A 12380-nucleotide genomic window follows, 5' to 3' on the forward strand; every position below is an offset into this window, starting at 1 on the left:
GCCACCGACAGTTCCGCGACCCTGCGCCTCCGGTCCGGGTCCGGGGACCGCTGGGGTTGGGGGTGATCAGGGCGCAGGCGATAGGGAGGTCGAAACGCTCAGCTCTGGGGGCGGTGTAGGGCGTGAGGGGTTGCGCGGCCGGTTGGGCTCCTGGGGCGCAAAAGGCGTAACGGGGCGGGTGTGGGGAAGCGGGCTGGGGTGTGGTCAGAGGGGTCAGGGTGCTGAGGGGCGGGCGAGCCGGCCCCACAAGGCGGACGGGTAGGGGCCGAGGCAGGGTGCGCCGGCCTCCGGGGCGATGGGAGGCGGGCGCTGAAGGGCTGGGCTGCCTCGCGAGCGGCGGAGGTCGCGTGGTGGGCGGGTTGCGGAAAGGTCAGCCGAGGGGGAAGAGGGGCGTCTCGGCGTCGGACTCGATCTTGGTGGTCCAGGACTGGTCCTGCGACAGCTCCAGGATCTGCGACTGCCCCTTGTCCGACTCCGCCTGCGCCAGCACGTGCTCGTTGAGCGCGGCCACCCGCGTCAGCCGGTTCTTCAGCGGGATCTCGGTGACGTCCCCGTCGCCGATGTCGATCTCGTTGAGTATCTGCCCGGCCTGCCGCTTGACCAGGACGAGCACGTGCTCGTCGTCCCGCCACGCCAGGTCCTCGATGACGCCGCCCGTGTCGCGGGCGGTCAGGACGCGGACGTTGCTGAGCTTGAGCCCGCCCGCCTGCGTGAGGGCGCCGACGTGGACGAGGTTCTCGCCGGTGGTGAGGACCACGCGCACGCCGTCCCTGGCGATGCGGAGGCGGGTGACGTCCCAGCCCTTGAGCCCGGGGGCCGCGACGCGCTGGGCGGGGCGGCCGGTGGCGGGGTCGTAGCGCAGCACGACGCCGTTCTTGCGGTCGAACGTCCACAACGACCCGTCGCGGTGCCAGGACGGCGCCGTGAGGTCCTGCGGGGCGCCCTGGATGACCTCCTGCCACTGCCCCTCCTGGGTGGCGGGGGTGACGGAGATGCCGGTGGAGGTCTGCGCGGCGACGAGGTCGCCCTGCTTGGACAGCGCGAAGTTGGAGTAGCCCTCGCGCGGCTGCCCGGCGGGCCCGGCGATGGCGCCTCCCGGGCCCTCGTTGGTCATGTAGTGGACGGCGCCCTTGGTGACGTAGTAGTCGGCGTTGGCGCCGTTGTCCAGCCAGCCCTGGTCGAAGTTGGGCTGGGAGACGGAGTACTGCTCGCCGTCCACCTGCACCTCGATGACGCGGCCCTTGGCCACGTCGTTGTTGTTGAGGCTGTAGCGGATCTGCGCCATGAGGGCGTCCTCGCCGCTGAGGTCGAGGGTGTCGATCGGCCCGGACAGGTTGACGACGACCCGCTCGTCCTCGCCGGAGCGCACCGACTCGATCCTGGTGCCGGCGGGGAAGCCGGTGCCCACCGCGCCCTGCAGGGCGGCGCTCGGCGCCTTGAGCAGCCGTTCGAGGATGACCTGCGCGTACGTCTTGGCCGGCTTGAGCCGCAGCCGCACGCTGTCGACGACCAGCCGGTGCTGCCCGCCGCCGCCCAGGTAGTAGAGCTTGGTGGGCCGGTAGGCCCGGTCGACGTCGGACTTGGTCAGGACGAGCCCGGGCGGCAGGCTGCGCACCCGGTAGCCGGCGCCCTCGACCTTGACCAGCTCGATGGTCCGGGTCCAGTCGCCGGCCTGGGGGACGTAGGTGTCGTCCTCCTCGATCCTGGCGATCTGCGGGGCCTTGACCGACACCTTCTGGACGGCTTCGGTGCCGTCCTGCTCGCCGAGGTCGAAGTTCCAGTTCCAGGTGTCGTCGAGCACCGTCACCGCGCCCGCCGGGCTCCAGCTCTTCAGCGCCTCGGGCGTGAGGTACTGCGGCAGGACCGTCGGGTCGTCGGCGTAGGCGGCCATGGCCGCCTGGAGGCCCTTGATGACGTCGGGGGCGCTCCAGCCGGGCTGCGGCCGGGTGGCGATCATCCGCTGGAACGGCTTGCTCAGCGGGTCGCCGCTGCCGGAGTCGTTGACCATGTACGGCCCGCTGACCGGGATCACCGAGCAGCCGGAGCCCGCCAGCACGACGGCGGCCGCCGCGGCGGCGGCCGCGCGGATGCGGCTAGTCCTCGTCATCGAGCGCCCCGTCCCCTGAGGCGGGCAGCAGCACGGGCGTCATGGCCCCGCGCCAGGTGCGCCGCATCTCGATCTCCGGCGGCACCAGCGGCAGCGGCGACCCCTTGAGGTCGGCCCCGGCCGTCCTCGGCAGCGTGAGCCTGAACTGGGAGCCCTCGCCCGGCTGCCCCCACGCCTGGAGCCAGCCGCCGTGCAGCGTGGCGTCCTCGCGGGAGATGGCCAGGCCGAGGCCGGTGCCGCCGATGGTGCGCGCCCTGGACGGGTCGGCCCGCCAGAACCGGTCGAACACCAGGGTGTCCTCCCCCTGCTTGAGCCCGATGCCGTGGTCGCGGACGGCGACCGCCACGGCGTCGCGGTCGGCGCCTACGGTGACCACGATCTCCCTGCCCTCACCGTGTTCGATGGCGTTGAACAGCAGGTTGCGCAGGATGCGCTCGACCCGGCGGTTGTCGATCTCGGCCATGCACGGCTCGGGCGGCAGCCGCAGCTCGAAGCGGGTGCCGTGGCGCTCGGCCAGCGCCTCCGAGTCCTCGATCGCGCGCAGCACGACCTTGGTGACGTCCACGGGCTCCAGGTCGAGGGTGGCGGCGCCGGCGTCGTAGCGGCTGATCTCCAGCAGGTCGCCCAGCATCGACTCGAACCGTTCGAGCTGGGCCTGCATGAGCTCGGCGGAGCGGGCGGCCATGGGGTCGAAGTCCTCGCGGGCGTCGTAGAGCAGGTCGGCGGCCATGCGGACGGTGGTCAGCGGGGTGCGCAGCTCGTGCGAGACGTCGGAGACGAACTGCCGCTGCACCTGCGACAGCTCCTCAAGCTGGTGGATCTTGAGCGCCAGGTTGGCGGCCATCTCGTTGAAGGAGTTGGCGAGGCGGGCGAGGTCGTCCTCGCCGCGCACCTTGAGCCGTTCGTCGAGCTTGCCGGCGGCCAGGCGCTCGGCGGCCTGGCGGGCCAGCCGCACGGGGGTGACGACCTGCCGGGCCACCAGGTACGCGATGGCGGCCAGCAGCAGCACCAGGCCGAGGCCCACCACGACGATGGCGAGCCGGACGGTGGACAGCAGCGCCTCTTCCTCGTCGAGCGGGAAGAAGTGGTAGACCTCGTAGTTCTGGCCGGTGAACGGCTCGTGGACGATGCCGCCGACGACGTACATGAGCCGGGGCTGGCTCTGGCCGGCCAGCGTGATCCGCGCGATGGAGGCGATGGGCTTGTCGTACTCCAGCTTCTCGGCGCTGCGCTGCAGCCCGGTCCTGAGCAGGAGCGGCACGTCGGCGGGCACGATGCGGCCGGAGGCGCGCGACTGGCCGGGGCTGGCCACGTTGAGGATGAGCACGTCGTAGCGCTTCTTGGAGCCGCCGTCGACGGAGCCGGTGACGGTGCCCATCACCTCGTCGAGGGGGTTGGCCGTGGTCTTGCCGGCGTCGACGGCCTTGCCCTGGTCCTCGTCGGGCGGGGCCAGCGCGTCGGCGATCTGCAGCCGGTCGGCGTTGGCCTCGCTGACCGACGACTGCTGGCTGCTCTGGATGACGGCCCGGTTGATCTGGTCGGACAGGAACACCCCGAGCACGACCACCACGATGACCGAGATCACCAGCGTGCTGGTGACCACCTGGAGCTGGAGCGAGCGCCGCCAGGCCCGGCGCGCCCTGCCCGCCGCACGGCGGACCCGCCGGCGGACGCCGCCGAGTATCTGGCGGAAGGTCCGCCGACGCGTGCGCTTCTTCGTCGTCGGGGGCATGGCGGGAGGACGGCGGGCAGGTCAGGCGGGGCCGGCTTTGTAGCCCACGCCGCGGACCGTGACCACGATCTCGGGGTGCTCGGGGTCCTTCTCGATCTTGGCCCGGAGCCGCTGGACGTGCACGTTGACCAGCCGCGTGTCGGCCGCGTGCCGGTAGCCCCAGACCTGCTCCAGCAGGACCTCGCGGGTGAAGACCTGACGCGGCTTGCGGGCCAGCGCGACGAGCAGGTCGAACTCCAGCGGCGTGAGGTTGATGGTCTCCTCGCTCCGCTTGACGGAGTGGCCGGCCACGTCGATGGTGATGTCGCCGATCTGGAGGATCTCCGGGGTCGGCTCGTCGGTGCGGCGGAGACGCGCCCGCACCCGCGCGACCAGCTCCTTCGGCTTGAACGGCTTGACGATGTAGTCGTCGGCGCCGGACTCCAGCCCGAGCACGACGTCGATCGTGTCGCTCTTCGCCGTGAGCATGACGATCGGAACCCCCGACTCAGCCCTGATCCTGCGCGCCACGTCGATGCCGTCCGCCCCCGGCAGCATCAGGTCGAGCAGGACCAGGTCCGGGCGCGTGTCCCGGAACGCGTCGAGGGCCTTGTCGCCGTCGGAGACGAAGGATGGTTCGAAACCCTCGCCCCGCAGCACGATCCCCAGCATCTCGGCGAGAGCGGCGTCGTCGTCGACGACCAGCACGCGACCTTTCATGGCCCCTCATTCGTTCTACGCATTGTGGGACATACCCGCACGATCGCTGAAGGTTACCCTTGGTCGGCCCATGAGTGTGACTTGAGCCGGGCAAAAGGCGAATTTCAGCTGCGCCCCCGCGACCGCAATCTCAGTCTGAGGTAACGGGACGACTTTCGGCCATCCCCAGGATGTGAAGCTTGCCAGATTCGCCGTGGAATGCGGCCTTAATGCGAGGGCGAATCCGCTCCGCGACACCACCGCCCCGCCCAGCATGCCAGGATTGGGATATGTCTGACGGTCACGGTCCCTCGCCCGAGACGCCACCCGGGTGGTCGGCCGCCCAGCCCCCGCCCTACAGCGCCCCGCCGGCCTCCCCGTGGACCGCGCCCGGCGCCCCCGAACAGGCGCCCTACGGGCAGCCGTACGGGCAGACCCCCCAGCAGCAGCCCTACGGGCCCGGCCCGCAGACACCCCATCCGCCCTACCCGCAGCCGGGTCACGGCTACCTGCCGCCCCCCGCGCTGCGCCCGGGCATCATCCCGCTGCGCCCCCTCGGCCTCGGCGACATGCTCGACGGCACCATCAAGCTCATCCGCTCCAACCCCAAGGCGGTGCTGGGCCTGTCGGCCGTCGCCGCGCTGCTCGCCTCCGTGCCGGTGGCCGTGGGGCAGGCGTTCGTGCTCGACGAGATGGGCACGGCGCTCACCGACCCCGAACGCGTCCAGAGCGGCGAGCTGACCACCATGGGCGGCCTGGCCGCCCAGTACGGCGGCGCGCTGATCTCCTACGCCGTCCAGTTCGTCGTGGTCACGCTGCTGACCGGCGTGCTCACCCGCATCCTCGGCCGCGCCGTCTTCGGCGGCAACCTCAGCGCCGGCGAGGCGTGGCAGCTCGTCAAGGCCCGCGTCCCCGCGCTGTTCGGCGTCGTCGGGCTGATGGTGCTCGTCATGGGGGTGCCGCTGGCCGCCTTCGTGGTGATCGGCGTCGCGCTGGCGGCGAGCGGCGCGGGCGTCGGCACCATGCTCGGGGTGATCGTGCTGTTCCTGGTGCTCTACGTCGCCTACTACCTGTTCTTCCGCACCCGCTTCGCGTTCGCCTCGCCCGCCGTGGTGCTGGAGGGCCGGGGGCCGATCGACGCCATGCGCCGCTCCTGGCACCTGGTCACCGGCGACTTCTGGCGGGTGCTCGGCATCCTGCTGCTCACGTCGCTGCTGGTCGGGGTGGTGGCGGGCATCCTGTCGGTGCCGTTCACGATCGCGGGCACGCTGTTCGGCATGCTGGGCGCGGGCTCGGTGGCCAACGCCGTCGTGTCGGCCGTGCTGATCGCCGTCGGCGCCACGCTCGGCGCGATGTTCACCTACCCCTTCGAGGCGGGGGTCGCCGGCCTCCTGTACGCCGACCGGCGCATGCGCAGCGAGGCCTTCGACCTCGTGCTGCAGACCGCGGCCATCGAACAGCAGCGCCAGGGCTGGGTGCACGCCTCGGCCGACGAGCTCTGGCACCCGTCCAACTCCGCCAGGTCGTGAGCCCGGCCGGCAGGGAGGAGGCCGCGCGGCGGGCCGCGGAGGAGCTCCTCAAGCCCCAGTACGAGCACGAGTCGCTGTTCGACCTGCTCTCGCGGCGCTTCAACCAGTTCCTCAACGACCTGCTCGACGCCGTCACGGGCGGCGGGCCGGCGGGCGGGGTCGTGGCGAGCGTCGTCATCCTGGCGATCATCATCGGGGTGATCGTGCTGGTGAGCTGGCAGCTCCGCCGCAACGCCCGCCGGAGGTCCCTCGACACGGGCGGGCTGTTCGGCGCGCGCGCCCTGACCGCCGACGAGCACCGGCGCGCCGCCGAACGCCTGGCCGGCGAGGGCCGGTGGGGCGAGGCCGTCCAGGAACGGCTCCGGGCCATCGCCCGCGACCTGGAGGAGCGCGCGCTCGTGGACGGCATGCCGGGACGCACCGCCGACGAGCTGGCCGCCGAGGCGGGGGCCGCGCTGCCGGCGTTCGCGGGCGAGCTGGCGGCGGCGGCCCGCTCCTTCGACGAGGTGACGTACGGCGGGGTGCCGGGCACTCCCGACGCCTACGCCGCCCTGGCGGGGCTCGACGAACGCCTGCGCCACGCCCGCCCGGCCCCCCTGCCCTCGGCCACCTCGCCCGAGGCCCTGACGGGAGCCCTCGTAGGGGCCCCGGCGGGACCGGCTGCGCCGGTCGGACCGCCTGGGCCGCCTCCCGGGCCGCCCGCCGGGCCGTCGGCTGGAGGGCCGGCATGAGCGCGCCCGCCGACGAGTCCCTGGCGCCCGGCGGCGCGGCGCTCGGCGAGCCCGTCATCACCCGCGACGGCGTCATCCCCGGCGACCCGCCGGGCGGCTCCGCGCCCACCTCCCCCACGGTCCGCTCGGCGTGGCGGGCGAGCCGCGTCATCGTGCTCCTGGGCGCCCTCGTGGTGCTGATCGCGGTGCTCGGCGTGCTGCTCGCCCCGCAGCGCGGCCCGTCCCGCCCGCTCGACCCGGCCGACACCTCGCTCGCCGGCTCCAGGGCGCTGGCCGAGCTGCTGCGCGCCCGCGGCGTCCAGGTGGACCGGGTGGACTCGGCCGAGGCGGCGGCCCGGCTGGCCGCGTCGGGCGGCCCCCGGTTGCTGCTGATCACCGACACGATGTACGTCAGCGAGCACGCGCTGGCCGCGATCCCGGGCGACCGGCTGATCGTCGGCGCGCTCCCCGGCCTGGAGACCCTGGCCCCGGGGGTGCGCACCGAGGCGGTCCCGGCGCAGCGCCGCTCCCGCGAGCCCGCGTGCGCGCTGCCGGCCGCCCGGGCGGCGGGCAGCGCCTACCTGGGCGGCACGGCGTTCTACGCCCCGCCGGGGGCGGCGCTCTGCTACCCGGCGACCGGCGACGGCCACACCCTGGTCTCCTACGCCAACGAGCGCGGCACCATCACGGTCGTCGGCGACGGCTCGTTCATGACGAACCTGCGTCTCGCCGAGGACGGCAACGCCGCCCTCGCGCTCAACCTCATCGGCACCGGCCGGCCGGTGACCTGGCTGGTGCGCCCGGACCACCCGCCGCTCACCGAGCTGCCCGGCGAGCGCGGCAAGACGCTGACCGAGCTGATGCCGGACAACGTCCCCTGGAGCGTCTACATGGCGATCATCGCGGTGGCCGTGACCGCGTTCTGGCGCGGCCGGCGGCTCGGCCCGGTGGTGGCCGAGCGCCTGCCGGTCGTCGTGCGGGCGGCCGAGACGGTCGAGGGCCGCGGCCGGCTCTACCGGGCCAGGCGGGCCCGGCAGCGCGCCGCCGAGGCGCTGCGCGCGGGCGCGATCGACCGCCTGACGCCCCGGCTGGGCCTGGCCGCCGGCGCCGACCGGCGGGAGGTCGTCGCCGCCCTCGCCGTCCGCACCGGCCAGGACGCCCAGCAGGTCGGCGCGGCCCTGTACGGGCCGCCGCCCACCGACGACGCGGCCCTCGTCGCCCTGGCCGCATACTTGGACCTCATGGAAAGGCAGGTCAGTGAACTCTGAGGAGAGTTACCGCACGACGACGTCGGCCGACGCGGCCAGGGACGCGCTCGCCGCGCTCCGGGCCGAGGTGTCCAAGGCCGTCGTGGGCCAGGACGCGGTGGTGACGGGGCTGGTCATCGCGCTGCTGTGCAGGGGCCACGTGCTGCTGGAGGGCGTGCCGGGCGTGGCGAAGACGCTGATGGTCCGCACGTTGTCCGCCGCGCTGTCGCTGGACTTCAAGCGGGTGCAGTTCACGCCTGACCTGATGCCGGGCGACGTGACCGGTTCGCTGATCTACGACGCGAAGACCGCGGAGTTCGAGTTCCGCGAGGGCCCGGTCTTCACGAACCTGCTGCTGGCCGACGAGATCAACCGCACCCCGCCGAAGACGCAGGCCGCGCTGCTGGAGGCGATGGAGGAGCGGCAGGTCAGCGTGGAGGGCGCGGCCCGGCGGCTGCCGGACCCGTTCGTGGTGTGCGCCACCCAGAACCCCGTCGAGTACGAGGGCACCTACCAGCTCCCCGAGGCCCAGCTCGACCGGTTCCTGCTGAAGCTGACGGTGCCGCTGCCGCCCCGCGAGCAGGAGATCGCGGTGCTGGACCGGCACGCCCGCGGCTTCGACCCGCGCGACCTGTCGGAGGTCAAGCCGGTCGCCACCGCCGACGACCTGGCCGCCGGACGGCAGGCCGCCGCGCAGGTGCACGTGGCGCCCGAGGTGCTCGGCTACATCGTGGACGTGGCCCGCGCGACGAGGAACTCGCCGTCGTTGCAGCTCGGTGTCTCGCCGCGCGGCGCGACGGCGCTGCTGGCGGCCGCGCGGGCGTGGGCGTGGCTGTCCGGGCGGCACTACGTCACGCCGGACGACGTCAAGGCCCTGGCCAGGCCCGCGCTGCGGCACCGCGTGCAGCTCCGCCCGGAGGCGGAGCTGGAGGGCGCGACCGCCGACGGCCTGCTCGACGGCATCCTGGCCTCGGTCCCGGTCCCGCGCTGATGGCGCTGACGGGGCGGGCCGGGCTGGTCGCCGCGCTCGGGATCGTGGTCGTGATGTTCGCGCCGCAGCCCGGGGCGGCGCTGGCCGGCGTGTGCCTGCTGCTGGCGGCGGCGATCGTCGTGGACCTGACGTTCGCCGGGTCCGTACGGGCGCTGCGCCTGCACCGCTCCGGCGACACCCTGGTGCGGCTCGGCCAGCGCGCCACGGTCGAGCTGGTCGTGGAGAACCCCGGCGCGCGGCGGGTGCGCGGCGTGCTGCGCGACGCCTGGCCGCCGTCGGCCGGGGCCACGCCGCGGGTGGTGCCGCTCGACGTGCCGAAGGGCGAGCGCCGCCGGATCGTCGTCACGCTCGACCCCACCAGGCGCGGCGACCGCTCGTCGGTCGCGGTCACGGTGCGCTCGGTCGGGCCGCTCGGGCTGGCGGCGCGGCAGGGCGGCCACCGGGCGCCGTGGACGGTGCGGGTGCTGCCGCCGTTCCTGTCGCGCAAGCACCTGCCCTCGCGGCTGGCCCGGCTGCGCGAGCTCGACGGGCAGCACCCGGCGCTGGTGCGCGGGCAGGGCACCGAGTTCGACTCGCTGCGCGAGTACGTGGTCGGCGACGACGTGCGCTCGATCGACTGGCGGGCGACGGCCCGCCGGCACGACGTGGTGGTGCGCACCTGGCGGCCGGAACGCGACCGCCGGGTGCTGATCGTGCTCGACACCGGGCGCACGTCGGCGGGCCGGGTGGGCGACGCGCCGATCCCCATGGCGGGGGCGGTGCCGCGCGGCGGCGGGCTGCTGGTGCGGCCCGACCCGCGCCCGGCGCCGGGCTGGCCGCGGCTCGACTGGTCGATGGACGCGGCGCTGCTGCTGGCCGCGCTCGCCGCCCGGGCCGGCGACCAGGTCGACTTCCTCGCCCACGACAGGACGGTGCGCGCCTGGGTGAGCGGGGCCTCGCGCACCGAGCTGCTGTCGTCGCTGGTCAACGTCATGGCGCCGATCGAGGCGGAGCTGATCGAGGCCGACGCGCAGGGCATGGTGGCGGCGGTCCTGTCGCGGGCCAAGCGGCGCTGCCTCGTCGTGCTGCTGACCGACCTCAACGGGGCGGCCATGGACGAAGGGCTCATGCCGGTGCTGCCGCAGCTCTCCTCGCGGCACCTGGTGCTGGTGGCCGGGGTGTCCGATCCGCGGGTGGCCGCGATGGCGGCCCGGCGGGGGTCGGCGGAGGAGGTCTACGACGCGGCGGCGGCCGAGCACGCCCGGCTCGAACGGCGGCGCATCACGGCCCGGCTGCGGCGGGCCGGGGTCGAGGTGGTGGACGCGCCGCCGGAGGACATCGCGCCGGCGCTGGCGGACGCGTACCTGGCGCTGAAGGCCGCCGGGCGGCTCTGAGAGGCCCCCGGAGCGGGCTCAGGCGGTCGGGGCGGTGTCGGGGGCGCGTTCGAGGTCGCCGGTCTCGCGGGCCTGGAGCGCCCGCCGGCCGAAGACGCCGACGTACCCCAGGAACGCGGCCTCGGCCAGCACCCCGATGCCCACCCTGGCCCACGTCGGCAGCCCCCCACCCTGGCCCACGTCGGCAGCCCCGACGGGGTGACGAACGCCTCGATCAGCCCCGACACGAACAGCACCACGACCAGCCCCAGGGCCACGCTCATGACGGCCCGGCCCTGCTCGGCCAGGACCTCCACGCGGCGGCGCGGGCCGGGGTCGATGACCGTCCAGCCGAGCCGCAGCCCGGCCGCCGCCGCCAGGAAGACGGCGGTCAGCTCCAGCAGCCCGTGCGGGGTGATCAGGCCGAAGAAGATGTCCAGCTTGCCGCGGGAGGCCATGAGCCCGCCGGAGATGCCGACGTTGGCGGCGTTCTGGAACAGCACCCACGGGATGGGCAGCCCGAGCAGCACCGAGTAGATGATCACCTGCGCGGACACCCACGCGTTGTTGATCCACACCTGGCTGGCGAAGGACGCGGCCGGGTGCTCGGAGTAGTAGTCGGCGAAGTCGTGCTCGACCAGCCGGGTGATCTCGTCGGGGGTGCCGATGGTGGCCTGCACGTCGGGGTTGGCCGCCACCCACGCGCCCAGCACCCACGCCACCACCGTGCACGACACCGCGACGGCCAGCCACCACCAGCGCGCCCGGTAGGCCACCACCGGGAACGAGACGGTGAAGAAGCGGGTGAACTCCCGCCAGGCGGGCGTGTGCGCCCCCGTGACCGCCGACCGGGCCCGGGCCACCAGCGCGGACAGCCGGCCGGTCAGCACGGCGTCGTGGGCCGAGGAGCGGACGATCGACAGGTGCGTCGCCACCCGCTGGTAGAGGTCGACCAGCTCGTCCACCTCGGCGCCGGTCAGCGACGAGCGATGCTTGACCAGGTGGTCGAGCCGGTCCCAGACCGGGCGGTGTGCGGCGATGAACGCGTCGATGTCCACCCGAACATTCTGGCCGCTCGGCCACCCGCCCATAGCCGTTAGGCTCCACATATGTCAGAGGTTGTGACCGGGGACGCGGTCGTCGTCGAGGTACGCGTGGCGCAGATGCCCTCCCGCGCGCTGGCGATCGTCATCGACATGGCCGTGCAGATCACCGCGCTGGTGGTGGCGTACCTGGCCATCGGGGCGTTCGCCGTGGTGTCCGACCCGGCCATGGCCGCGGCCGTGATGATCCTGCTGGTGGTCCTGGTGCTGGTGGGCTATCCGGTGATCTTCGAGTCGCTCAGCAGGGGGCGCAGCCTCGGCAAGCTGGCGCTCGGGCTGCGGGTGGTGAGCGACGACGGCAGCCCGGAGCGGTTCCGGCAGGCGTTGTTCCGCGGGCTCGCGGGCCTGGTGGAGTTCTGGATGTTGTCCGGGGCGCCCGCGCTGATCGCGTCGCTGGTCTCGCAGCGGGGCAAGCGGCTCGGGGACGTCTTCGCGGGCACGATCGTCATCTCCGACCGGGCGCCGCGGCAGGGCGGGCAGGCCGTCGTGATGCCGCCGCCGCTCGCGGCGTGGGCGGCCACGCTGGAGCTGTCGCAGCTTCCCGAGGAGGTGGCACAGGCGGCCCGGCAGTACCTGCTGCGCTGGCACGACCTGGCGCCGCAGGTGCGGCACGAGATGGGGGTGCGGATCGCGACGCAGACGGCGTCGTTCGTCTCGCCGGCCGCGCCGGCCGGGGTGCCGCCGCACGCGTACCTGAGCGCCGTGCTCGCCGAGCGCCGCCGCCGGGAGGAGGCGCGCCTCGCCCGGCGCTCCGGCGCCGCGAACGCCGCCCCGGCCCACCCCTCCATGCAGCCCGGCCCCTACACCCGGCCCGCCCCGTACGCGCCCCCGCCGCCTCCCCCGGCCGCGCCCGCGCCGCAGGAGCCGCGCGCCACGCCGGGCGGGTTCGCGCCGCCGCAATGACGGACGGCGGCCGCCCCTCGCGAGGAGG

The 12380-nt window shown here is 74.2% G+C and carries 9 protein-coding genes and 1 pseudogene; 6 read left to right on the forward strand and 4 right to left on the reverse strand.

Annotated features, from left to right (window positions below; translation table 11 throughout):
• Window positions 1-370 precede the first annotated feature (370 nt).
• Genes MF672_RS46320 through mtrA form a run of 3 tightly spaced genes read right to left on the reverse strand, consistent with a single transcriptional unit; the run spans window position 371 to window position 4538 of the window.
• On the reverse strand, window positions 371-2107 hold the full coding sequence (locus MF672_RS46320) for an LpqB family beta-propeller domain-containing protein (RefSeq protein WP_242374938.1): 1737 nt from the start codon (window positions 2105-2107) through the stop codon (window positions 371-373).
• Window positions 2094-3839 carry an MtrAB system histidine kinase MtrB gene (mtrB, locus tag MF672_RS46325; RefSeq protein WP_242374937.1) on the reverse strand — a complete coding sequence of 582 codons (1746 nt, stop codon included), beginning with the start codon at window positions 3837-3839 and terminating at the stop codon, window positions 2094-2096. Before mtrB ends, MF672_RS46320 begins: the two co-directional genes overlap by 14 nt.
• Window positions 3840-3860: 21 nt before the next feature.
• Window positions 3861-4538 carry an MtrAB system response regulator MtrA gene (gene mtrA, locus MF672_RS46330; protein ID WP_026213951.1) on the reverse strand — a complete coding sequence of 226 codons (678 nt, stop codon included), beginning with the start codon at window positions 4536-4538 and terminating at the stop codon, window positions 3861-3863.
• A 269-nt stretch (window positions 4539-4807) separates the two neighbouring features.
• On the opposite strand from mtrA, the gene MF672_RS46335 reads away from it, so the two are divergent.
• From MF672_RS46335 to MF672_RS46355, 5 genes are read left to right on the forward strand one after another with little or no spacing between them, the layout of a single operon-like run.
• Window positions 4808-6046 carry a DUF7847 domain-containing protein gene (locus MF672_RS46335; protein ID WP_242374936.1) on the forward strand — a complete coding sequence of 413 codons (1239 nt, stop codon included), beginning with the start codon at window positions 4808-4810 and terminating at the stop codon, window positions 6044-6046.
• Complete coding sequence (locus MF672_RS46340; RefSeq protein ID WP_242374935.1) at window positions 6043-6777, forward strand: DUF4129 domain-containing protein; 735 nt, start codon at window positions 6043-6045, stop codon at window positions 6775-6777. Before MF672_RS46335 ends, MF672_RS46340 begins: the two co-directional genes overlap by 4 nt.
• Entirely contained in the window at window positions 6774-8024 is a 1251-nt protein-coding gene (locus MF672_RS46345) for a DUF4350 domain-containing protein (protein ID WP_242374934.1), read from the forward strand. The genes MF672_RS46340 and MF672_RS46345 overlap by 4 nt, the downstream gene beginning before the upstream one ends.
• Window positions 8014-8994, forward strand: a complete 981-nt coding sequence (locus MF672_RS46350; RefSeq protein WP_242374933.1) for an AAA family ATPase — start codon at window positions 8014-8016, stop codon at window positions 8992-8994. The genes MF672_RS46345 and MF672_RS46350 overlap by 11 nt, the downstream gene beginning before the upstream one ends.
• The gene (locus MF672_RS46355; protein ID WP_242374932.1) at window positions 8994-10367 is read left to right on the forward strand and encodes a DUF58 domain-containing protein; all 1374 of its coding nucleotides are present in this window, start codon (window positions 8994-8996) and stop codon (window positions 10365-10367) included. The genes MF672_RS46350 and MF672_RS46355 overlap by 1 nt, the downstream gene beginning before the upstream one ends.
• A 254-nt stretch (window positions 10368-10621) precedes the next feature.
• On the opposite strand, the pseudogene MF672_RS46360 reads toward MF672_RS46355, so the two are convergent.
• Window positions 10622-11455 (reverse strand): annotated as a pseudogene (locus tag MF672_RS46360) (stage II sporulation protein M); the annotation flags it as partial.
• Here MF672_RS46360 and MF672_RS46365 point away from each other — a divergent pair.
• The gene (locus MF672_RS46365) at window positions 11456-12352 is read left to right on the forward strand and encodes an RDD family protein (RefSeq protein WP_242374930.1); all 897 of its coding nucleotides are present in this window, start codon (window positions 11456-11458) and stop codon (window positions 12350-12352) included. It abuts the pseudogene before it with no gap.
• Window positions 12353-12380 lie beyond the last annotated feature (28 nt).

The sequence above is a fragment of the Actinomadura luzonensis genome (genome assembly GCF_022664455.2).
GTDB lineage: Bacteria > Actinomycetota > Actinomycetes > Streptosporangiales > Streptosporangiaceae > Nonomuraea > Nonomuraea luzonensis.